15 protein-coding genes, 1 tRNA gene and 1 pseudogene are annotated in these 24,879 nt (G+C 36.0%); 7 read left to right on the top strand and 10 right to left on the bottom strand.

Annotated elements, in window-relative coordinates; all coding sequences use genetic code 11:
• Positions 1–47: 47 nt before the first annotated feature.
• The 4 genes from PCI70_RS08890 to fdxA form a co-directional block, all read right to left on the bottom strand.
• Positions 48–689 (bottom strand): OB-fold-containig protein, encoded by a 642-nt coding sequence (locus PCI70_RS08890; protein ID WP_269914986.1) that lies wholly within the window; start codon positions 687–689, stop codon positions 48–50.
• A 5-nt stretch (positions 690–694) separates the two neighbouring features.
• Positions 695–1,012: a Rieske (2Fe-2S) protein gene (locus PCI70_RS08885; RefSeq protein WP_269914985.1), complete on the bottom strand. Its 318-nt coding sequence runs from the start codon at positions 1,010–1,012 to the stop codon at positions 695–697.
• Positions 1,013–1,058: 46 nt separating this feature from the next.
• On the bottom strand, positions 1,059–1,778 hold the full coding sequence (locus PCI70_RS08880) for a D-Ala-D-Ala carboxypeptidase family metallohydrolase (RefSeq protein ID WP_269914984.1): 720 nt from the start codon (positions 1,776–1,778) through the stop codon (positions 1,059–1,061).
• Positions 1,779–1,895: 117 nt separating this feature from the next.
• Entirely contained in the window at positions 1,896–2,219 is a 324-nt protein-coding gene (gene fdxA / locus PCI70_RS08875; protein WP_269914983.1) for a ferredoxin FdxA, read from the bottom strand.
• A gap of 468 nt (positions 2,220–2,687) precedes the next feature.
• Here fdxA and bcsA point away from each other — a divergent pair, with 468 nt between their 5' ends.
• The 5 genes from bcsA to bcsG are packed head-to-tail and all read left to right on the top strand — an operon-like array spanning position 2,688 to position 12,396.
• Positions 2,688–4,820: a UDP-forming cellulose synthase catalytic subunit gene (gene bcsA, locus PCI70_RS08870; protein WP_269914982.1), complete on the top strand. Its 2,133-nt coding sequence runs from the start codon at positions 2,688–2,690 to the stop codon at positions 4,818–4,820.
• Positions 4,821–7,010, top strand: coding sequence for a cellulose biosynthesis cyclic di-GMP-binding regulatory protein BcsB (gene bcsB, locus PCI70_RS08865; RefSeq protein WP_269914981.1), 2,190 nt, complete (start codon positions 4,821–4,823; stop codon positions 7,008–7,010).
• A gap of 19 nt (positions 7,011–7,029) precedes the next feature.
• Positions 7,030–8,085, top strand: coding sequence for a cellulose synthase complex periplasmic endoglucanase BcsZ (gene bcsZ / locus PCI70_RS08860; RefSeq protein WP_269914980.1), 1,056 nt, complete (start codon positions 7,030–7,032; stop codon positions 8,083–8,085).
• Between the two features lie 3 nt (positions 8,086–8,088).
• The gene (locus tag PCI70_RS08855) at positions 8,089–10,806 is read left to right on the top strand and encodes a cellulose synthase subunit BcsC-related outer membrane protein (protein WP_269914979.1); all 2,718 of its coding nucleotides are present in this window, start codon (positions 8,089–8,091) and stop codon (positions 10,804–10,806) included.
• Between the two features lie 9 nt (positions 10,807–10,815).
• Entirely contained in the window at positions 10,816–12,396 is a 1,581-nt protein-coding gene (gene bcsG, locus PCI70_RS08850; RefSeq protein WP_269914978.1) for a cellulose biosynthesis protein BcsG, read from the top strand.
• On the opposite strand, the gene mutS is transcribed toward bcsG, so the two are convergent.
• The 3 genes from mutS to PCI70_RS08835 form a co-directional block, all read right to left on the bottom strand.
• Positions 12,393–14,936, bottom strand: coding sequence for a DNA mismatch repair protein MutS (gene mutS, locus PCI70_RS08845; protein ID WP_442865196.1), 2,544 nt, complete (start codon positions 14,934–14,936; stop codon positions 12,393–12,395). The two genes, bcsG and mutS, sit on opposite strands and share 4 nt — an antisense overlap.
• An 82-nt stretch (positions 14,937–15,018) precedes the next feature.
• Positions 15,019–19,881 (bottom strand): RecQ family ATP-dependent DNA helicase, encoded by a 4,863-nt coding sequence (locus PCI70_RS08840; protein WP_269914976.1) that lies wholly within the window; start codon positions 19,879–19,881, stop codon positions 15,019–15,021.
• A gap of 32 nt (positions 19,882–19,913) precedes the next feature.
• The gene (locus tag PCI70_RS08835; RefSeq protein ID WP_269914975.1) at positions 19,914–21,293 is read right to left on the bottom strand and encodes an L-serine ammonia-lyase; all 1,380 of its coding nucleotides are present in this window, start codon (positions 21,291–21,293) and stop codon (positions 19,914–19,916) included.
• A 195-nt stretch (positions 21,294–21,488) separates the two neighbouring features.
• On the opposite strand from PCI70_RS08835, the gene PCI70_RS08830 reads away from it, so the two are divergent.
• A complete protein-coding gene (locus tag PCI70_RS08830; protein ID WP_269914974.1) occupies positions 21,489–22,238 on the top strand; it encodes a YebC/PmpR family DNA-binding transcriptional regulator in 750 nt (249 codons plus the stop codon).
• Between the two features lie 352 nt (positions 22,239–22,590).
• Positions 22,591–22,667, top strand: a tRNA-Ile gene (locus PCI70_RS08825).
• 102 nt (positions 22,668–22,769) lie between these two features.
• Here the strand turns inward: PCI70_RS08825 and PCI70_RS08820 are convergent.
• The 3 genes and pseudogenes from PCI70_RS08820 to PCI70_RS08810 form a co-directional block, all read right to left on the bottom strand.
• Complete coding sequence (locus PCI70_RS08820) at positions 22,770–23,006, bottom strand: hypothetical protein (RefSeq protein ID WP_269914973.1); 237 nt, start codon at positions 23,004–23,006, stop codon at positions 22,770–22,772.
• Between the two features lie 105 nt (positions 23,007–23,111).
• Positions 23,112–24,584: a recombinase RecT gene (locus PCI70_RS08815; RefSeq protein WP_269914972.1), complete on the bottom strand. Its 1,473-nt coding sequence runs from the start codon at positions 24,582–24,584 to the stop codon at positions 23,112–23,114.
• A gap of 15 nt (positions 24,585–24,599) precedes the next feature.
• A pseudogene (locus PCI70_RS08810) lies at positions 24,600–24,879 on the bottom strand (PD-(D/E)XK nuclease family protein); the annotation flags it as partial.

Genomic DNA, 24,879 nt, shown 5'->3' with positions numbered 1-24,879 from the left:
ACCTATTCAAAAGAAAATCAATCTACTTTTAGTATAACAAAATAAACCTATTTTTCTTGTTGGCATTCAGGAAAAATTTCGTAGTCAAATAAATGATTTGAGGGCGCGATTTTTTTAGCCACATAATTATGTCCTTTCATACGAATTAAAATAATTTGCGTATTGATTGGAATTTCCCCTGCTTCTGAAACCACATAAACATAATGTAGCTGTCCATATTCATCACGTACACGGGCTTGTGCAGGATGTTCAGGGCGGATAGAACCACCTGAAATAGTAGCAAGACGCCCAATTAAATTAAGGGGGCGATAAGTGTATTTTGGACGAATCACCTGATCTAAGCAGTGAATCATAAAAACTGTAAAAAACACGGCAATGATAAATGTAGGAATTAAAATATAGCTAATTGATGCAAAACCATCGTCATAAGCATAGAAAAAAAACTGTAAAAAGTAACCAACAAAACTAAAATTAATTAAAAAGAAAATTAAAATAAGAATTTTAGAAAATTTGATATGTAGTAGAGGGCTATTAAAGCCAATGGGGATAAAATACTTTAAAAAAGCGAGCGGACGTATGCCAAAATAAAAACCAATCGTCTGAATTAAACTGATCAAACCTAGTATAACAACAGACAAATGAAACGGCATTAATGCATTATTACTAAAAAATAAAGAAAGATTGGTCATAGTGTTTAAATCACATAAATCCCACCATCTGAGTGCACTTGAATATTAATTTTAGTTAAAGATTGACCCGTACATGGCCCCGAAATACATTCACCTGTTTCAACCATAAATAAAGCGCCATGAGTTGAACACTCAATGTATTCTTGTTCCTGATCCAAAAATTGGTTTTCTAAAAATTCTAATTCTACTTTTAAATGAGGGCATAAATTTTTATATGCAAAAAAATGCCCATCACGTTGCGTAATAAAAATTTGTACACCACTTTCAAGAGTAAATGAACGCGCTTCACGTTCAGGAATATCTTCCATCATACAAATTTTCATTGAGACCAATCCTTTGTCTAATTTATGCTTTTATTCTAACATCAAATTAAAAATTACACATCGACGAGCTATGGCTTAAATTAGGCCCCCATGTACGGTAGCCTTGTGTATCTACATGAATTTGCCCTGATGCATAGAGTCCAATTCCCATATTTAAACTTTGACCATATTGTGCCCAAAATTGGCATAGCTTAAATTTCGTATTTTCAATGGCGATGTAGTCTTGTGGCTGTGGGATAACAGGCCCTAGTCTAAAGTCGATGGCAGAGTTGTATAAATGGCGTGATGAATTTGCACCACCTGCACATTGATTAGTAGGTAAATCTCGGTAGACAGAGGTTACTTCAAAATCTGTGAGGACTTTAGTTGCCACAAGGTATTTAAATACTTTAAGTGTCGGGACTTGATTTGCCCACAACTCACGGTTAGGCACAGCATATTCTGAACTGCCACATTTTTGCCAGTCACGAGCTGTACGTAATAACTCAAATGCAGGCACAATATTACCTACATTATTTTGATTTAAAAATTTTTCGTACTCGGCTACTTGTTGTTGGTGATTATCTTGGCTAATCCATTGAATATAAGACGCAGGTACTGTTTTTTGAGGGACAGGGGTTTGAATGGTTACTTTTTCTTGAGGAATAAAAATTCGTTTACCCTGTTGGGGTGTTACAGATGGTTGTATTTGATGAACTGTGGTGGTACAGCTTGCTATAAACAGCGTTGAGATGATTGCAGTAAGCGCACTTTTGTAAACAGTCATTGGCATCGATATAAAATAATAGATTAGATAAATGGTGCTTTATTATACGTCATATCGGCTTTGAAAGTGTTTTATTGTGTGTAAAAAAAAGACCAGATGAATACTGGTCTTTTTAATTTATTTCTCTAAGTATTGTAACTTATCTGTTTTACCATTCCATTCTTCACGGTCTTCTGGTTGATCACCAATTTGTGTGATATTGGGCCATTTTTCAGCAAGCTCAGCATTAAGTTCTAAGAATACTTCTTGACCTTGAGGTAATTCATCTTCAGAAAAGATTGCATTTGCTGGGCATTCAGGCTCACATAGAGCACAATCAATACATTCATCTGGATGAATTACTAAAAAGTTAGGACCTTCGTAGAAGCAGTCAACAGGGCATACTTCAACGCAGTCTTGATATTTACATTTGATACAGTTTTCTGTGACAACAAAGGTCATGGCGACAGCTACCTAAATTTGGTGTTTATCAATAATATGCTTATTGTAGGCAAAAACAGGGGTAACTAACAATTGCTTTTGTTGATATTGGTTATTTATGTTGATGAAATATGTTTTAAAAAAATTTTATCTTAAAAATTAAGTATAATATTTAACAGGTTGTATTGCTAAGTATGGTAGTTGTTTTTCGCAATTAAGTTTAATCTTCCTATATTAGTAATTGTATTAAAGATAGATTAATTTTTAAAATTGATTATATAAATAAAGGCTTATTTATATAAGTGAATTTATTATTACTATTAAATATATTTATTTTTAAATATTTATAGACTAAATAAAAATTGTATATTTAAACAATATAGAGAATTTTAAGTTTAAATTGATCTTAAATTAACCAATTTTATTAAAATAATGTGATATAATTCACAAAAATTTAAAGATATCTGCCTAGTTCTTTGGGAAATTATAATGGTAAAATTTAATAATAAACATAAAGAAATAATTTTATTATTAACATTTCCTATATTATTGGCAATAGTAATTTTTTTAATTATTCAGCCTTTATCTATTCCACAACTTATGTGGTTAAATGGTATTTTAATACTTAGTATTATCATTATTCAGTTTTTCTTCAAAGAGAAAAGTAAAGTCGTTATTATGGCAATGTTACTATTGTCGGTCATCGCCACTATAAGATATATCTATTGGCGGACTTTCAATACATTACATTTTCCAGATACATTAAGTGCTATTTTTGGTATTACACTTTATTGTGCAGAGATGTACTCATGGTGTGTACTGTTTGTTGCATTTTTCCAAAGCTTATTTCCGCTTAATCGTGAAGTTTTACCGTTAACTTCAAAAGAAGAAGATAGGCCTACAGTCGATTTATTTGTGCCTACTTATAATGAAAGTTTAAGTATTGTAAAAGTTACGTTATATGCAGCTAAAAACTTGGTATGGCCAAAAAATAAATTAAATATTTGGTTGTTAGATGATGGGAGGCGTCCAGAATTTAAAGCTTTTTGTGATGAAATTGGCGTTAATTATTTAGCTCGACCTAGTAACGAACATGCAAAAGCAGGAAACTTAAATTATGCTTTAAAGCAAACAGAGGGTGAGTTTGTTGCAATTTTTGATTGTGACCACATCATGACAAAAAATTTCTTACTAGAAACAATGGGCTGGTTTTTAAAAGATCCTAAGCTTGCTCTTATACAAACGCCTCATTATTTTTTCTCACCTGATCCCATTGAGCGAAATCTAAATATTCATAAAAAAATTCCTGGGGAAAATAATTTATTTTATGGTGTTATCCAAGATGGTAACGATACATGGAATGCGGCGTTCTTTTGTGGTTCTTGTGCAATTTTAAGAAGAGAACCATTGATGCAAATTGGTGGAATTGCAATTGAAACGGTCACTGAAGATGCCCATACTGCATTAAAAATGCATCGATTAGGATATAATTCTGCATACCTGAAAACGCCTTTATCAGCAGGTTTAGCCACAGAAACTTTATCGGGACATATTGGTCAACGTATACGTTGGGCAAGAGGTATGACACAAATCTTAAGAATGGATAATCCTGTGACAGGCAAAGGTTTATCTATTCCTCAAAGAATTTGTTATTTTGGTGTAATGATTCACTATTTGTCTTGTATTTTTAGAATTATATTTTTGTTTTCACCTTTGGCATTCTTGCTATTTCATAGCTATATTATTTCTGCATCTGCTATTTTAATTTTTTTGTATGTATTTCCCCATCTATTGTTATCTATTTATGTCAATCATCTTATTCAAGGAAAATATCGACATAGTTTTTTCTCAGAAATTTACGAAACAATTTTATGCTTTTATATTTTTGTACCTGTTGTTGTTGCCTTATTGGCACCTCACAAAGGTACATTTAATGTAACAGCAAAAGGTGGTTTAGTTGAAGAAAAATACGTTGATTTTAAGCTTCTTATTCCATTAATTACGTCATGCTCTTTATTATTTTTTGGCGTTGCCTTTGGTATATATCGATTGACTTATGATATAGATGATGAGTTTTATACAATTTTATTTAGCTTAGTCTGGTGTTTTTATAATTTAATTGTTTTAGGCAGTTGTATTTATGTTTCGATTGAAACCAAGCAATTAAGAAAATCTCATCGTGTAGGATTAAAAGTACCTATACACCTTAAGACAAATTATAGAAAAATTACGCACAGCTACTTAAGTGATTTTTCCGCAGATGGCTTAGGCGTACGTATCAATAAAGATGAGGAGTTTTCTCAAGGTGAAAAAGTTGAATGGGTATGTATTTTAGATAATAACGACCATGTGGAAATTCCTGTTCAACAGTTATACATGCGTAATGGACATATTGGATTATTAATCAAAGATTTAACGCATGAACAGTACATGGCATACATTGCACTGACCTTCGGTCGACCAGGTATATGGAATGATGAAGTAAATAGTTTTCCGCCCGATAAGCTTTATAAGAGTTTTTATAGATTTTTTAAGTATGGGATCGCTGGGTACTATAAATTTTATCAATTCATAAAATTTAAATTGAGCCAAAAAGTTAAAAGTTTTATCGGAACGAATTAAATGAAAAAAATAAGCTATTTTTTATTGTTAAGCCTGTTGGGCAGTGCCTCTGAAACCATGGCAATAGAATTGGATCAAAAAAATATTCCATTTAGCCGAATTATGAGTTATTCCGATAATATTAATTTATCGGGTGTCAGTAATGAAGAGGCTCTACAGTTTAATTTAAGAAAAGATAAAATTGTAAATAATGCAACGGTTCATGTGGAATACATTCCATCACCTGCATTGTTGCCTAATATGTCTCAATTGATGGTGTATTTTAATGACGATATTATTGGAGTATACCCAATTTCTGCCAATCAATTAGGCAAAAAAGTAACGCAGGACATTACTATTAATCCCTTGACGGTGACTACTCAAAACCGCCTCAGGTTTAAATTTATTGGGCATTATACCGATATTTGTGAAAATCTATTAAACACGTCTATTTGGTTAAAGGTATTGCGTAATTCATCAATAGATTTACAGATGAGTGATTTACCATTACAAAATGATTTATCGTTTTTACCACTTCCATTTGTAGAAAATGTAAATGAAGCAAATAATATTAATTTCTTTTTCAATCAATCTCCAAATGCGAAGCAGCAGCAAGCAGCAAGTGTGGTTGCTTCATGGTTCAATGTACAAGCTAAACGCAGTAAAGTAAATTTTCATACGCATTACCAAACATTAGCAGATGATGATGCGATTGTTTTTGTAACAAATCAAAATATCCCAAGTTTTTTAAACCAATATTCTAAAGTCACGCAACCTACCATTGAGATGATTAATCATCCAACGGTTACAAACAAAAAATTGTTAGTGTTTTGGGGAAGAGACGATAATGATTTAATTAACTTATCTAAAGCATTTGTAACTAACAATATACAGTTAGTTGGTGCACATGCTGTTTTAAATAAGTTTGTAGAAACGGGTAAAAGACAGGCTTACGATGCACCGAACTGGTTACCGATTGACAAGCCCTTACGTTTAGGTGAAATTAAAACGTACTCAGAACAATTGACGACAACAGGGTTTAAGTTAAATCCATTAAGTTTATATTTTAGATTACCGCCTGATATTTTTTCTTTAGGAAAATATAGTACATCATTTGATCTAAAGTATCGTTATACAAATCCTGTAAGTAATGATGATTCGCGTGTACTGATGTATATTAATAATCAGTTTTATAAGTCGTTACGTTTAGGCTCAAATAAAGACGATACAGGTAATATCTCCTTACAAGTACCTATTCATCAAGGTATTTATACCAACAATGAGGCATTTAAAATGCCTGGCATTGTGCCAGATCGTACCAATGAGTTGCGATTTGATCCGTACTTTATGAGTGTAACGCCTGGAGGAAGTAAAGATCAGTGTGTGACCTACCAGCCTGTTGCAAATGCTTTTACAGTGGATGATGATTCGGTCATTGATTTTAGTAAGTTTGCCCACTATATGAAAATGCCAAACTTACATGCTTTTGTATATTCAGGTTTTCCATTTTCTAAATTTGCCGACTTTTCTGAAACGATGGTGGTGAGTCCTAAAGCACCCACAACACAAGAGATGGATTTAATTCTTACATCAGTGGGTATGATGAGTAACAAAGTTGGCTTACCTGCTTACAATATTACCTTCGCAGACGCATTTACAAATTTGGCACAACAAGATAAAGATTTATTAGTTTTTCAAACAGTACATCAAAACAAGCTAAATTCTCAAGATTTTGAGCTTAAAGGCAATATTAGTGATTTAAATTTACCTATTGAAAATATTTTTAATCAACAAATTAAAGAAAGCTCAACCACTAAAACACTTGCAAGTATTGCAACACAAGGCAATATGGGCGCATTGATGGGCTATGAGTCTCGCTACTTTAAGCAGCGTAGTGTTGTTGCTCTGATTGCAAATGATGCTCAGAGTCTTGTAAGAATGAAAGAGCTTTTACAAGATCCTAATCAAACGAGTATTTTTGGTAGCTTAGCTGTAGTACGTCCATCGGGTGTAACAAGTGTCTTTTTAGATAATGAATACAGCATTGGAAATTTAACATTATTACAAAGAATTCAATTACTTATTTCTAAAAATGGTATGATTTTAGGTCTAATTACACTGTTGTTGGTATCAGTTGTGGGTTTTGCACTTGTTGGGATGATGAAAAAATACAGAAAAAAACGGATGGGAACTCATGACGATCATCAGTAAAACGGTATGTGTTCTTTTTTTGAATTTGTTTCTGTTAACAGCATGTTTAGCACAAGATCAAAAAGAAGTGACTTATCAAAAAATTTACCAAAACTTTACGTCTAAATATATTTCAGATGATGGACGTGTGATTGATTTAAGTGATAGTCGAAAAATTACAACGTCTGAAGGGCAGAGTTATGCATTGTTTTTTGCTTTGGTAAATAATGACCAAGCAAATTTTGCAAAAATTTTGAAATGGACAGTTAATAATTTATCGCAAGGCGATCTAACACAGCATTTACCTGCATGGGTATGGGGAGAGGATCCGACAACGCATGAGTGGAAAATATTAGATACAAATTCTGCATCAGATGCTGATTTATGGATTGCTTATAGCCTGTTAGAAGCAGGGCGACTTTGGAAGAATGCAGATTATAAAGCACAAGGCTTAGCACTACTTAAACAGATCGAACGTAAAGAAGTTCGAGCTGTCGATGGTATAGGACAGTTAGTGATACCGGGTGAGGTTGGTTTTGTGCATGCTAACTCTTGGAAAATTAATCCAAGTTATTCTCCGTTACAGCTAACAGCATATTTTGCGCAGTATTCTGATATTTGGGCAGAAATCCATAAAAATACAGCTAACATGTTAGCCCAAACAGCAAGTCAGGGCTATTCTCCTGATTGGGCAACATATACCACACAGTGGAACCTTGATGAACAAAGCAGTTATGATGCAATCCGAGTTTATATGTGGATTGGAATGCTTAATGATGCCGATATTTATAAAAAACAGCTAAAAGCAACGTTTAAGCCATTTGAATTACAAATACAACAAGCAGGACAGCCACCAAGGTCCTTTAATTTTAAAAATAAAACATTAGATATTCAGGGTCCTATAGGTTTTTCTGCTGCTGCATTACCTTTTTTAAATCAGCAAGAAGAGCAAGAAAAACAATTCGAATTAATTGTAAATCAGTATGAGGAAAATGATAGCTACTACAATAATGTACTGATTTTATTTGGTTTAGGTTGGTATGCAAATTTATATACATTTGATCTTAATGGCAATTTAAAAACAAAGTGGAGATAGGCAATGAATAAAAATTTACTCATTTCGATTAGTATTGCATTGCTAAGTACAACCTCTGCTAAAGCTAATAGTTTAATAAATGCAAAAACCTTTTTGTTAGAGCAAGTTGCTTTTTCTAAGAAAAATCATAATTTAAGTCTGATGAAACAGAGTTTAGATAAATTAGATTTGATGGCACCCAAAGATCAGCAAGTGTTACAAGCATGGGTAGATTATGCAAATTTAACACATGATAAAGAGTTGGCAACACAAAAAAGAAGATTTATTCTGCCAACATCAACATCAACATCAACATCAACATCAACATCAACATCAACATCAACATCAACATCAACATCAACATCAACATCAACATCAACATCAACATCAACATCAACATCAACATCAACATCAACATCAACAAAGCCAACGCAGAAAAAATCAGTACCATCCAAAGTACAAGAAGAACCCAATGTTTGGGATATTTATAAACAAGCAAATGCATTGGTTAAAGTGGGTAAAAAACAACAAGCACAACGACTTTTTAGTCATTTTGCTTTGACAACTAGTGAAAGTCAGTACGCATATTTATTATTTTTGAATAGCTTAGATGATTATCAAAAGATAATCCGATATGAACCGAAATTAATTCAAAAAACACCACAAATTTTAGAGATTTTACAGCAAGCAAAACAGACTGTAGAGCGTGAAACTTTAGAAAAGCAATTTAAGGATTATGAACAACAAAATAACTTAGCCCAACAAAAAAATGTACAAGAAAAATTAGTAAAACTTCTACCTAATGATATTTGGGAAACATATCGTTTGGCTAAGATTTATCAGGCACTTAATTTGCAACAACAAGGGGAGCATGTTTTTGAGATTGCTCAAGCGCCTAAAAATCAGGATTACTACAAAGCATATGCCTTATATCTTTATAGCACAAATGCCTATGCTAAATTATTAGCTGTATTAAAAAATGCGCCACTTACAGCAGAGTTAATAGATTTAAAAGACAAAGCAAGTCGTGCATTGGTGCTACAAAAAGCAAATGATTTATGGCGTAATCAACAACACCAAGAAGCAATTCAACAGTTAGAACGCTTACCATATGATAAAGAAAGTACGCTAACATTAGCGCAGTGGTTGGTAGAAATTAAAGACTACAATAAAGCTGAACAAGCCTATCAACAATTAATTACTCATCAAGATGCTGATACGTCAACTCAATTGGGTTTAATCAACGTCTATGCGAAAAATCAGCAGGTTGAAAAAATTTCACCTAATATGATTGAGGATTTACTGAATCAAAAGCTAGAGGATTACCAAGTTCAGCAACTTTCCAATGTAATTTTGGCAACGAATAATCAAACGATTATACAACAGCTCTCCGTTTATATTAATCAGAATAAAACGCAAGCATCACAAGATATTGCGATGGTGAAACACGATTTAGCAAAATATTATGCTGAACATCAGGAAAATCAACTAGCGTTAGATGAGTGGAAAACTGCTATTTTTTATGCAGGGATTCAACCTACTATTCCTCAAAATAATACAGAATATACAACTGCACTGCGTACTCAAAAAGACGATGATTGGTTAAAAAAAGGGATTAAATCGTCGGCAAAAGAGGTTTATAAACATCAAGACCAAGTTCTGACAACAGGTTTAAATATCTCACATTATTCAGGTACATCGGGTTATTCGAGTGTGGATCAAAATACATTTTTTGTATCAGGACAATATCCACTTTGGGATGGACGTGCCAAGCTGCAATATGAATGGTCAGATTATGATGCAGGAAATTTTTCCGACGTTAATCCATTATGGGGGACATGTAAGGATCAGTCGTGTGATTTAACAGAGCAACAAAAAACCATTCATATGTTGTCGTTTGAATGGTACAACCAAGCATGGAAATTTGATATTGGACAAATCCCAAAACATAATCAATCAGTTGATTTGATTGGCGGAGTGAGTTGGAAAAATAGTTATAAAAATAAGTTTAATTATACTTTAGGTATAGAGCGCCGTCGTTTAAATAACTCGTTATTGTCTTTTTATGGGCAAACAGATCCAAATACCCAAAAAAGTTGGGGTGGAGTGAATGTAAATCAATTTACATTGAATCTGAGTAAAAATTTAAGTAACTCAACCGGGCTTTGGTCGTATACAGATGTAGGTAAATTATCGGGTGAAAACGTAGCAGATAACCAGCGTATTCGTAATTTTACCGGTATTTATCATTATCTGATTAATCAGCCTAATCAACGAGTAAGTATCGGTACAAACACAGGACTAAGTCACTATGAGAAGAACTTAGGCGATTATACTTTAGGACAAGGTGGTTACTATAGTCCACAATTATCGGCGTCTATTGGTATACCTATTAGATGGTTACAAGCGCATGAAAATACGTCTTGGGGTATGGAAGGTTATGTTGGTTACTCCTTTGCCAAGCATGATCGTTATGAGCGCTATCCAATAGCATCGCTCGTGTCTCAAAATCAACAAGTCACTGAAGATGCAAGTCGTTCTAAAGGAATGGCATATTCATTTAAAGCGTATGGTGAAAGACGTTTAAACCCTCATTTTGTATTGGGCGCATCTTTAAATTTAGAATATCAAAAAGATTATGCACCGAGTACTGCAATGGTGTATTTAAAATACTCTAAAGCAGGTTGGAATGGTGATATGGATTTACCGATTGAGTTGCCTAGCCTATATGCAGATAAGTAAGAGAGCACCATGAAGCAGTGGATTAAAAACAAAGGACTATCTTTGTGGGCAGGTTATTTTTTTCTAAAATTTTTACTGTTTGCTGAAAATAGTATTAATTTTAATGCTGTAGAAAACTTACTTTTTGCTTGTTTTTTGCTGATTAATTTACCATATAAAAAAATATTGAATTTCTGTTGTGTCGTTATCGCAATTGCACTGTTTTGGCATGATTCAAAATTGCCAGGTCTACAGTCTTTAATTGATAATGCAAGTTTGTTACTTAATTTTAATTTAACTTATGTGCTTGGTCTATTAAATGAAATTCTTAGTTGGACATATATTGTATATGGTGCTTTTGCGTTTTTGATCTTACGCCTTTTAGTGTTAAGCCGTATTATTTCAATTGTTTTAACAACTTTGGTTTTTGGTGCATTAATTGTACTAAGTATGATAGAACATACACATATTTCTGAGCATATTAACGAAATTAAAGACCAATATACTGATGTCCCGACGTTGTATAACAAAGAAAAGTTACAAGTTAAACAAGCGAATAAAGGTGATATTGAATCTGTAATTAAACAATTTTATGCAGAAGAGGCAACACGGCATATTAATTTCCCCAAACAATTAGCACCTGATGCAGAACCATTTGAAATTTTAATTTTAAATATCTGTTCAGTTTCTTGGAATGACTTGCAGTATGTGCAAATGGAAAATGCACCTTTATTATCTAAGTTTGATATATTATTGAATAACTTCAACTCTGCAACCTCTTATAGTGGTCCCGCTGCATTACGTTTAATACAATCAAGTTGCGGGCAAGTGCCACATAAAGAACTTTATAGTAATTTACAGTGTAATTTGTTCAACGATTTAGCTCATCTTGGTTTTCAAAAAGAACTTATGATGGACCATAACGGTAATTTTGATGATTATTTAGTAAGTATTAGAAAATACGGAAATTTTTCTGAGCCACTTATTTCCCAAAAGAGTTTACCTGTTGCGTTACAGGCATTCGATAATTCTCCTATTTATGATGATACGGTCATGTTAAATGAGTGGTTAACACGCCATCATCCTAAACGCAGTGTAACCTTTACCAATATTATGTCTTTGCATGATGGTAATCATTATCCAAATCAGAAAAAAACAGCAGATTACAAACAGCGTGTGCAAAAGGTATTTTCAGGAATAGAATTGCTTATTAGTAATTTAGAGAAAGAGCACCGTAAAGTAATGGTAATTATAGTGCCTGAGCATGGTGCAAATATTAAAGGTGATTCGGTACAAATTGCGGGTTTAAGAGATATTCCTAACTTTAGTAATACTAATGTGCCTGTAGGCGTTCGTTTTACTGGTTTAAAAGGTAATCATCCACAAAAAACCATTGTGTTAAACGAACCTACAAGCTATTTGGCTATTTCAGAGTTAATTAATCGCTCGCTTAATGGCACTATATTTACAGTGTCAGAACCAAATTGGACACAACTTACTAGTCAATTACCACAGACAATTCCAATATCAGAAAATGGAAGTGCAAAAGCCATTTTATTCCATGATAAACAATACTTTAAACAAGGAAGTAAATGGCTTGAGTATCGTTAAAGGTTTGCCTTGAGCTTATACAACTCTTCTAGTGCCTGTCGTGGTGTTAAATTATCGACGTCAATTTTTCCGAGTGCATCAACAACTGGATGTGTTTCGGGCTCTTGTGGTGGACAAAATAAATCATCTTGTACAGTAGGTAATACAGGGGTGTTAATATGCTGTTGCTCTAAAATGTGTAATCGTTTTTGTGCCTCTTTGATTACACTATTTGGAATACCTGCTAATTTTGCCACTTGCAACCCATGACTTTGACTTGCAGGACCTGCTTGTACTTTGTGCAATAAAATAAGGTTGCCATTAAGTTCTTTGGCAGTGACATGGTAGTTGTCAATTTCAGGTTCTTGCCCAAGTTCGGTGAGTTCAAAATAGTGTGTTGCAAATAAACACAAACATTTAATACGTTTAGATAAATCAATCACACATGCCCAAGCAAGGGATAGACCATCGTACGTACTTGTACCACGTCCAACTTCATCCATTAGCACCAAAGACTGTTGTGTTGCATGATGCAAAATTTGCGAAGTTTCAGTCATTTCCACCATAAATGTAGATTTGCCTGTAGAGAGGTCATCTGCCGAGCCAATACGAGTAAAAATACGGTCGATCGGACCTAGTGTTGCATGTTGTGCAGGAACAAAACTCCCGCAATAAGCAAGCAAGCTAATTAAAGCCGTTTGACGCATAAACGTCGATTTACCGCCCATATTAGGTCCCGTTACAATAGCAAGACGCTGTGTAGTACTTAACGTTGTGTCGTTGGGGGTAAATGGTTGTTTGCTTAAGGCTTCTACAACAGGATGACGCCCTTCTTGAATATAAATGCCTACTTCTGGACTAAACGTTGGTCGTGCCCAATGGCGTAAACGTGCTTGATGTGCAAAATTTGTAATTAAGTCAATGTGAGCAATGGCATTGCTCATGAGTTGGAGCTGTGCAAGATTAGCTTTGAGTTGGTTGAGAAGTTGCTCAAATAAATATTTCTCACGTGCAAGGGCACGGGCTTCGCTTGATAAAACTTTATCTTCAAATGATTTAAGTTCGGGTGTGATATAACGCTCTACATTTTTGAGCGTTTGACGGCGGATAAAATGACTTGGTGCTTGTTCTGCCTGTGCACGAGACAGCTCAATATAGTAACCACTTACACGGTTATAACCGATTTTTAAGGTAGTAATACCCGATTGCGTACGTTCTTTGGCTTCTAAATCAAGTAAAAATTGCCCTGCATGGTCTCTAATTTGACGAAGCTCATCGAGTTCTGTGTCAAAACCTTCTGCAATAACGTTACCATCTCTAAGCAAGACTGGCGGTTGTTCTACCACGGCACTGCTTAATAATTGATGGTAGTGTTCTACATTTCCAAGCTCTTGATTGAGTTCTGTAATTAAAGCCACATTTTGCAACGGTTCTAAACTGTCGTGAAGTGCAGGAATACAAGCACATGCTTGGCGTAGCTGAACTAAATCGCGTGGGCGTGCTGTACCTAATGCCACACGGCTTAGCACACGTTCAATATCGCCAATGTCTTTGAGCACGTCACGAATTGGGGTTTCAAAAAAACCATTAACTGTTTGCTCAATGGCATCTAAACGTTGGTCTAAGATAGCAGTATCACGAATGGGTTGCATAAGGGTACGTCTAAGTAAACGACTCCCCATTGCAGTTTGGCAGTTATCAATTAGATTAAACAGTGATGTGCCGTGCTCAAATAGCGGTTCTACAATTTCAAGATTACGCCGTGTGACAGGGTCAAGTGCAATAAAGTCTTGGCTTTGCTCAAGTTGTATAGAACGAATATGAGGCAGCGCCGTTTTTTGTGTTTCTTTAGCATAATGCAGTAAAGATGCTGCTGCTGCTTTTGCGAGTGGTAAATGGTCTATGCCAAAACCTGCAAGAGTAGAGACTTGTAATTGGTCACATAACGTTTTATTGGCATTGGCAGGATTAAAATCGACATTTGGACGTTTGGTGATGGGGCACTCAAGCTGTTGTTTAATTTGTTCGAGTAGCTGTTGATCGACTAAGTCTTCATCGACCAAAATTTCACTCGGCATTAACCGTGCAAGTTCAATGGCAAGTTGCTCAGGTTTAAAATCAAGCTGTTGAACTTTAAAAATACTTGCACTTAAATCGAGTAGGGCAATGCCAATTTGATTTTGTTTGAGACACAGTGCCACAAGGTTAGAGTTTTGGTGACTACCTAAAAGGGCATCATCCGTGAGTGTACCTGGGGTTAAAATACGTACCACTTTACGCTCTACAGGGGCTTTACCTGTGACTTCACCCACTTGTTCGCAAATAACAACGGCTTCACCTTTTTTAACTAAACGTGCCAAATAACCTTCGGCAGCATGGTATGGCACACCTGCCATTGGAATAGGGTTGCCACTTGTTTTTCCACGGTGGGTTAAGGTAATACCAAGCAGTTTTGCTGCCTTTTTTGCATCATCAAAAAATAGCTCGTAAAAATCGCCCATACGGTAAAATAGTAAGCTGTTTGGATGCTCTATTTTGACCCGTAGGTACTGTTGCATCATTGGGGTATGAGACGAAATATTGGCAAAAATTTGTTCTAATGACACGTATTAACCTTAAGCAAAGAGTCGTTATGGGCGTATCTTAACAAAGTTTTTGCCGAATTTTGAGGTGTGGAATCACAACAAAATGTGACTGTTCATCGCCTGTATAGCCTGCACGCGTATAAAAACTTAAATCTGCTTGGTAATACTCAATAATTTGAAAGGCAACAATCTGTGTATTCGTATTTTTAAGTTGTTCAAAACAGTGCTGTGAGAGTGTACCAATGTGTCCATATTCTATACTGATAAGGTTTTTACCCTGTAAGGTCAGATCATTTTTATAAGTGATTTTTTGAGCAAGCTGTTTGATGTGTTCACGCCCTTGAGGACTCACCACACAAGAATGGGACAAGAACAAATCCGCTAAGCCAAGCGATTTATAATATTCAATTTTTTCAATATGTTGTGTTTTTGGTACATCAATTTTTTGTGCATGTTGTAAGGCAAGTTGTCGTAAAACAAGGTCGTGTTTGCCATATTCAGGTTGAATAATGGTAAGGCTCTCTTGTGCCCGTGTCAGTGCAACGTACATCGCCCGTGCTTTATTATCATCTGTTTGTGGGGTTTGGTTAATAATATAAACGTGTGGATATTCACACCCTTTGGCAGAATGGAACGTGGTTAAAATCACTTTGTTGTCATCATTGTCTTTTGGATATTTAAGTTGGTTAATTAGTTGTTCGCAAGTAAGGTTTTGATGCTCAGCAATCCGTTGTTTAAGAATTTGCCAACTTAAATCTTTGATGTTGTATACATTTGCCCACTCATCAAGATACGCCGTAGGGTCATCAATAATATCTAAAGCAGGACGTTCTTCTAAATGCTTTATAAGTGCTTTGCCAATAAAGCTATCGCATGGATCAATGTTATTTTGATTATTCACCAATTTAAATTTAATACCATGTTGCTGTAAGTAGTGCTGAACCACTAAAAGCTCATTCCATGTACTGGCTAAAATGGCACAGTCTTGTGGTGTTTCAATATCTTTAACTAACCAATCTAAGGCATCAAGTTGATGTGCTTGTTTAGACAATACAAAGCGTAGATTATTTGCCCCAATCTTGTGGGCAGTAATTTGTTGTTCTGCTGTTTTTAAGCGTTGATGGCTTGGTAAGGTATTTTCGATATAGCAATTTGCAAAATGAACAATATCGCTTGGGCTGCGGTAGTTGGTAATCAGGTATAAAACGTGGCCATCTTCAATTTTATATTCTTGTTTAAAGTTATGAATATGCTCAATGTTTGCACCACGAAAATCATATAAATTTTGGTCATCATCACCCACAGCCACCAAGTAACCTTGTTGTGTGTATTGATCGCCATTGTCTTGATGGTCATCATCTTGGCGTAAACCTGCTAAATGGGCAAGCAGTTGATATTGGGTATTGTCGATGTCCTGAAATTCATCCACCAAAATATATTGGTAATATTGCGGATGGTCGCTTAAATAAATCAAAGCTTGATCAAGTAACCATTGATATTTATCTTTGCAATCTATAGGGGCTTGTTTTTCTGTGAGGTTAGTCAGTTGGCGTGCTAAACCATGAAAGGTAGAAATTTGAACTTGATGGGTATGTTCTACGCCAATGAGTTGAGTTAAACGCTGACGGATTTCAAAAACAGCTTGGCGGTTGTATGCCAAAATCAAAATTTTTTGTGTCGGGATATGACGGCACATCACCAAATAGGCAACACGATGCACAATAATCGTGGTTTTACCCGAACCTGGACCTGCCAAAATAAGTGTGGCACGCCGTTGGTCATCTTCAATAATATTTTTTTGTACTTTGCTTAAATGCTTAGGAACAATCAGTTGTTCGTAATCTTGTAAGTGAGCATGTTTGGCTAAATGTGGGTTTTCTAGGTAGCGTTGGCAGACTTCATCAATGGGCAAGTTAAAATAATCGTGAATGATTTGCTGTTTATTGGTACTTTTTAACCAATGGTTGAGTAAATGAAGACGTTTGTTACGGTCTTGGTAGTGGAGTTCTAGGTATTCGTATGCTTTTTTTGCATTAATTTTTTTGCCACGTTGATGTTCTTTTTGATCAATAAAAAAGATTTTTTGCTTTTCGTCATCTAAACGGCTGACGTTGAGCCAACCAAATGTCTGCATCACTTCTAAGTGATTTAAAAACACATCAGGTTCAACCGCATATTGTTCAACTAAGGTATCTACACTTAATAAATGACTCACATCGCTAATATCAGGTAGCATTTTAAGCAATAGGGTAAAGTTGTATTGTAGGGCTTGCAGGTATTGCTCGGCATCTTCAAGCCATGTTTGCCATGTACCTTCAGGGTTGATGGATTGTAAATAGAGTTTGTTTTTGTTGTCTTTAATTTTAATAATTTTAAATGCTTTGAGCATATAAAAAATTTCACGGGCTTTAATGCGGTAATTGTGATGTGCCAACCATTGGTCTAAGTTTTTGAGATGGACTTGGTCAATCCGTTCGGGTGGATAGTCCTGCCAACAGTTTTGTAATGCTTCTAGTGCTGTTTGTTTTTCTTTAAACTTACGTTGCAAAAATTGATGACGATAACTTAAGCGAATACGTACTTCGCATGACCAATGTGCACAGTCTAATTTTACTAATTGGCGAACGCCTTTAAGCACTCGCTTAACGCTCATGCCAAGTGCTACCGAAATTTCGGGTAAATATAATTTTACTTTTTGTTGGGTAAAGAGTTGTTCTAAACGGCGGTATAACTCGGCACTTTGCCCTTGTGTTTGCGGGGCATCAAGTAGCTCTAAATGTAACAGTGCAGGCAGATGTTCTTGTTCAATGAGTAGGTCATAACGCTCTAAGGCAAGCAGTACCACCCGAATTTGAGTAATGAGTTCTTCATCTTCAAAGGCTAAAAAAGACTGTAGTTCATTTGCTGTAAACCAACGCTCGGCTTGTGGGCGTTTAAGCGCTTTAGAAATCACTTGTTGCCAACAGTCGAGCAGAACTTTTTGCCCACCAAGTTGGCTATCTAGATTTTGCTGTACTAAGCGTTTTAGGTCGTTGTCGTGCCAAAACAAAATGGCATGTCCACTTTCATTAGGCTTACGGGCAACTCGTCCAATTTCTTGTAGGTACGACTCTAAATTATTGGGCGGTGCATAATGAATAACTGTATGAATATTGGCACGGTCAATGCCCATACCAAAGGCATTGGTACATACCACTACATCTAGTTGGTGCTGTTTAAAACGCTCTAACACGGTGTGTTTGTCTGTGGCAGACATACCGCCGTGGTAGGGTTCTGTTAAAAAACCCTGTTGAGCAAGTTCTTTTGCAAATTCTTCTGTTTTTTGGCGGTTACGTACATAAATTAAAACAATAGGATGTTGTGTTGATAAATCATCAAGATTGACAGTATATCCCGATTGACGGTTAGGAAAAATATTAGCAAGAATTTTACGAATTTCGGGGAGGCGTTGGTCTAATGCAAGCTCAAAAAATTGCGTCTCAATATTATCACGCCATACGTTTTGTGTGGGTTCTAGTGCCACTATTTGTAATGGTCTAAAATTTAAGGGCTCAACAATTTCGTGATTAATTTCTTTAATGACATGCGGTGAGGCAGTCGCGGTAACCATCATTACATAAGGTTTTTGGGTTTGGTGTTGATGGCATTGTGCAATGAGTCGACCAATGCGTAAAAAGTCAGGTCGAAAATCCGTACCCCATTGTGAAATTGTATGTGCTTCATCAATCACCCACAACGCAGGGTTTCGCCGTGACAATAACCGTAAAATGGTATGTGTACGCAACCGTTCGGGACTGATATATAAAATATCAATGGTACCCGACCAAATACCCTCTAAAATTTTTGATTGTTCTTGTTCTGATTGTCCCGAAATTAAATAAGCTGTGCGTTCGCCCCAATATTCATGTTGTTGAATACCCAAAACCTGATCGACCATGAGGGCTTTTAACGGTGAAATGACCACAGTTAAACCACGGTAATACTGACTCAGTAAAAAGGCAGGAAGCTGAAACGTTAGACTTTTACCACCACCTGTAGGCAGTAGCCCTAAGGGAATCACATCGCCTTGAGCTAATGTTTCGATAATATTTTTTTGCCCTTGGCGTAGGTCATAACCAAAAATACGTTGGCATTCTTGAGAAAAATCTAAATGAGCAAATTTTTTTGTTTGCCAAAAACAAGTTTCTGCGGTTAAAAAACTGTGTTGATAAATTGATGTTTCACTTAACCAAGCAGGGCGTCTACAGCTTGGTTTTTCGAGATGCAATAACCAATGTGCAAACGTAATTGCACCTAAATTATCGGCTTGATGCCGTGGAAGCTGTTCTATATGTTGAAGAAACGCATCAATTTTACCATGTTGTGGAATACACAAGGAATAATCTGAAGGTGAGGTACATGGCACAAATGGCAAAACGCCATCAAGTAACAGTTTTTCTTGTACCCAATACGCAATTTGAGGGTGTATATCTGTTTGCCAATAGCCTAAGCATTTTTGATAAAGTTGGTAACTTTCAATGCAATCATAAATTGGGTTGTTATCTGTTGTTTTTACTTTATAAAGTTTTAATAACGCATGAGATGGCTGATGTGGAAATAACAAGCTACCCAAAAGCAGGGTATCAATGGTTTTATTTTGCCCAAGTGGACGCCTAAACGTACTTGTCGATTGCTCATTTAGCCAAGGCAAATCAAAATGCGTAATATTATGACCTGCAAGCCATTTTGCACGATCAAGTAACTGAATGACACGCTGAATATCGCAAGCTTTAAACGTGGTGGTATAAAAGGCGTTATCAATCACACACATTAAGCCCCCAAGTAACAGTTGATTACTTTGAGGGCATATTTCTAAATCGAGCCAAATAGTTTGAGCGTTAAAGCGTTGTTCGGCATCAGATAAAGAAATAGGGTGTATCATACAAATAGACGTGTGGTGTAAATTTGAGCATATTAACACTCAATAGCATTGACTGCTAATCCACCTGTTGAGGTTTCCTTATATTTTTCAGACATGTCTTTGCCTGTTTCTTTCATGGTATGAATTACTTTATCTAAAGAAACAAAATGTTCGCCATCACCACGTAGTGCCATTTGTGCTGCATTAATTGCTTTCACTGCAGCAATTGCATTACGCTCAATACATGGAATTTGTACCAAACCACCAATTGGATCACACGTTAAACCAAGGTTATGTTCTAGCCCAATTTCGGCAGCATTCTCTACTTGTTGTGCCGTTCCGCCAAATATTTGTGCTAACCCTGCCGATGCCATGGCACAAGCAGAACCAACCTCGCCTTGGCATCCTACTTCTGCACCCGAAATAGAAGCATTTAATTTACATAAAATACCAATGGCAGCAGCACTTAAAAAGAAATCAACAATATGTTTTTCGGTAATATCGCTAGATTTACGAGTGTAATAATACAATACAGCGGGAATAATACCCGACGCACCATTGGTAGGTGCGGTAACCACACGCCCACCTGCGGCATTTTCTTCATTTACTGCAAGTGCATATAGGTTTACCCATTCCATTGCATTAAATGATGAGAAAATCAGTTTAGTATCTTTACAGACTTGTAATGTCTGGTGCAGTTTTTTAGCACGACGTTTGACGCCTAATCCACCAGGTAAAATACCATCATTATTTAAACCATTATGAATGCATTCTTCCATCACATTCCAAATTTTTAAGATTCTTTGGCGAATGTGTGTTTCGGTTGCCCATATTTTTTCATTTTCCATCATCACTTGGCTAATGCTCATATTATGTGTTGCACATAAAGCAAGTAATTCAATGGCTGTGGTAAATGGATAGGGAAGTTCGGTTTGTTGATCTTGTGTGGTGGGTTGGCTTGTTTGTTGATGGTCTAAAATAAAACCACCACCCACCGAATAATAGGTATTTGAATATAAAATATGACCTACTTCATCATAAGCGTGAATGGTCATTGCATTAGGGTGATAAGGGAGCGCATCTGCCGAGAAAACTAAATCTTGCTGATAATTAAAATGAATATAATGTGTTCCATCAAGCATTAAACTAGATTTTTCAAAAATAGGCGCTAAATAATCTTGGGTTTTTTGCGTATCAATGGTTTCAGGGTCATAGCCCATTAACCCCAACAAAGTGGCTGTATCTGTACCGTGTCCTTTGCCTGTTGCAGATAAAGAACCATATAAAATAATTTCGATACGATGGGTACATTGTAAAAAATTAAAGTGTTTAAGTTGGGTAATATAGTCTAAAGCTGCACGCATTGGCCCCACTGTATGAGAGCTTGATGGGCCAATCCCAATTTTAAATAAATCAAAAACACTTAACGTCATACAAACGTATCCAAATAGCAAAAAAATAAAGGAGCGCATTATGCAATAGATTTAGAATTTAGCGAGCTGTATGTGATCATGTTTTAAGCAAAACAATATTTCTGTTTAGGATTTCTTTTTTTGTAAAGCGATGGCTGTGTTAAAATTTTTATATTTGATCGGACATGAGTCTAATCGTTTAAGGAGCATACTTGCATGGCAGGTCATTCTAAATGGGCGAATATTAAGCATCGTAAAGCAAAACAAGATGCAAGCCGTGGGAAAGTTTTTACCAAATATATCCGAGAGCTTGTAACTGCCGCTCGCTTAGGTGGGGCAGATGCACAAAATAATCCACGTTTACGTGCGGTTGTAGAAAAAGCACTTTCTGTAAATATGACACGTGACACGATTAATCGTGCAATTCAACGTGGTGCAGGTGGTGAAGATAACGATGATTTAAAAGAAGTGACTTACGAAGGTTACGGTGTTGGTGGTGTTGCTGTTTTAGTTGAAACGATGACAGATAACCTAAATCGTACTGTACCTGATGTACGTCATTGTTTTACTAAAACAAATGGTAATTTAGGCACATCAGGTTCTGTAAATTATTTATTTACAAAACGTGGTGAAATTACATTTGAAGATACCTCTTTAGAAGATCAAGTGATGGAAGTTGCACTTGAAGCAGGTGCAGAAGATATTGAAGTATCTGAAGAGAGTATCTTGGTGATTACAACACCTGAGAGTTTTGGTGAAGTACAAGATGCATTAGCAGCAGCAGGATTAAAATCTGATAATGCTGAAGTAAGCATGAGCCCTTCTACAAAAGCTGAAATTACAGATGTTGAGCAAGCAAAACAAATTTTAAAAATGATTGATATGTTTGAAGATTTGGATGATGTACAAAACGTATATACAAACGTTGAATTCTCTGATGAGGTATTAGAGCAATTAGACGATTAAATCTATTTATAATAAAAGGGCAATAAATTTATTGCCCTTTTTTTGTGATGTAATTCACGCTTTATGTTATTATAAATATAATTTCTGTTTGAAACTTGTTCGTTTTGGTGTATTTTTGAATTAACCAAAAATAAATATAAAGGGGGAGTTATGACAGTATTAGAAGGTCTATTGACATCAAGTTCGATTTTGTTAATTATGTTTTTAGTCTACTGGTTTGCACAAACACTGTATTATCCTATCCATTATTTATTTTAAATGGCGATATTTTGAGTAATTGAGCTTGTTTTTCATTTTTATTTTCTATAAGATTGGTTTCGTCTAAAAGTTGTTGATAATAAACAGCTTTATAGGGCCTATAGCTCAGTTGGTTAGAGCAGCGGACTCATAATCCGTTGGTCCCGTGTTCGAGTCACGGTGGGCCCACCATATATATCAAGCACTTAGGGGTATTAAACCTAAGTGCTTTTTTTATGGGAAAATCTGTGTAAGCACTATGTAAGCAAATTTCTGAAAAAAATCTAATAATTTTCAAGCCCCTATCAAATTACGTATATCCGTTAGTCTCCACTTTGCACCGTTCTTTGTTAATACCGGTCTAATGTCACCACAACCACGACTTGCCCACACACGTAGTGTATTTGGTTTAAGTCCTAAAATGGTTGCCGCATCAATGGTATTGACTAGACTAGTACCCGAAGAAATAAGCTGATGTAGCTTTTCTTCTGGGCGTAATTCAATAGGTTTACGTTTAGTAGGGTGTCTCATGCTTTCATAGCCTTTTTAATAATCTTCATCGTTTAGAAACCATCTAAGGAATCGTTCCCACCAGTTCAAAGGTCTCTCCGTGGCCACCGAAGTGGCCGTATTGGTTTATTCGCCAAGTTCAATCATTCTGTTTTCATAAGCCTGATCAATTTCAGGAATACCGCTAAAATCTTTGGTATATGGTTCAGCCATGATCGCGTTCAGATCGTCTATATTTTTAGCGTGTTCTATGGCCGTAACAATCTTTTTAATCACCGCATCATCATCTAGGTCATCTAAAATTTCACCTTGAGAAAGTCGCTCATACTGTTGTGCATATTCAGTTGCAACAGCGTTTTGGTCATCTCGTGTCATATTCGGTTTGTCTTTAGCAATGACTGCACCTACTTTTTTAAGTTCTTCTAGGGTTTTAACCCCTTGAATCACTCGTATATGCTCATTACGCGCAGGCTCACTTTTGGCTGAGTCAGGTTGGTTAATTTGCTCAATACGTTGTTTGGCATGTGCTTCTAAATATTGCTTGTGAGTCGTACTTAAACCGTCATCTGCAATGGCTTGGGCTAACTTCTTTTGAATGCCGTCTACTGACTTTAATGCGTTGATCTCTTTTATGTACTTCGTACGAACCTTTGTTGAGTCAACAATTGGGGTAGGTGCTTTGGTTTCTTGAGCTACTGGAGTAGGTTCTGCAGGTGCAGTTTCCACCTTTGGTTCAACTTGTTCAGCTTTAATTTCTTCTGCAGGTTGTGGCTCAGGGTCTTTAGTCACTGATTTTCTTAAATCAGATGAATTAACTGCAGGTGTTTCTTCTGCATGTTCAGGTGTTACATCAATCAGGTTATCTAGTTCTTCTTCTTGTGTTTTGATACCCATTAATAATTCAGGTGCATAGATACGCCCAAAGAATGCTGCTGCACGATAACGCAACATTTGTTCAGGCATGGTTTGCCATTTAGAACCGTTCTTTTGATACCATCCTTCAGCAACAGCCATTCTCATACTGATTTCAGCAGATTCTAGGCGTTCGCCTGTTTCTTTTTCGATAGCCCACGCTTTACACACAAGGTCACGTACTTTAACGGTCTCTTGAATATCTTTAGGTAGCTTCTTGTTTGCGCCTTGATTATATTCCCATACACGTCTTACATAGGTCAGCTCAACTTCACCACGATCTTCAACATCAAAGCGTAAAGATGAGTATTTACCTGATGAGTTAATTGAAGCAATAACAAATTGTGACGACCATGATGGGCGACCTTCAATGATGTAAAGGTTCTGCATGATCATGAGTGGATCTGCACCTAAACGATTGGCCATGTTTACTGCCACAATGCTGTTCGCTACGCCGTTTGGATTATCTCTTGGTTCGTAGATAGCATTACCATAGCTGTCTTTACCCACTTTAACGTCAATTACTTTACGGTACTGTTCAGGCACCATCGTTGATGATGCAAGCATAGTGGCAATACGTTGGATTAACGCAAAGCCTGATGTTGTTGTTAAGCCAACGTGTACATCTGCTGTTTGAGTTTGGCGTGTTTGGCGTAATTCTTCTGTTGTCATTACTGCGTTAGTCATTTTTATATACCTATTTTATTTACGAAATTTGCATGTAGAGAAGTTAGGGCAAAACTTTTGGTGGCAGAGCATTGATTTTGAGTTGCCAAAAAATAAGCCTGTTTCTAGAATTTTGGATGCGTGGTGAAGTAGTCCTGGTGATTCTTCTGTGCCAAGCAATACTTCTGCAGGTGATTCAATTTCACCGATGCCAACGTGTTGTCCTTTGTCTGTTTTGGCTGTGGTTAAGCCATAGATACGTGCAGGGGCAACAATATTTTCCTGTAAAGCATGGCTTGCAAGAATGCTATAAACA

The organism is Acinetobacter sp. HY1485 (assembly GCF_027568475.1).
Taxonomy (GTDB): Bacteria; Pseudomonadota; Gammaproteobacteria; order Pseudomonadales; family Moraxellaceae; genus Acinetobacter.
Note: the sequence above shows the minus strand (reverse complement) of the source record. Positions and strands in the feature narration are given on the sequence as shown.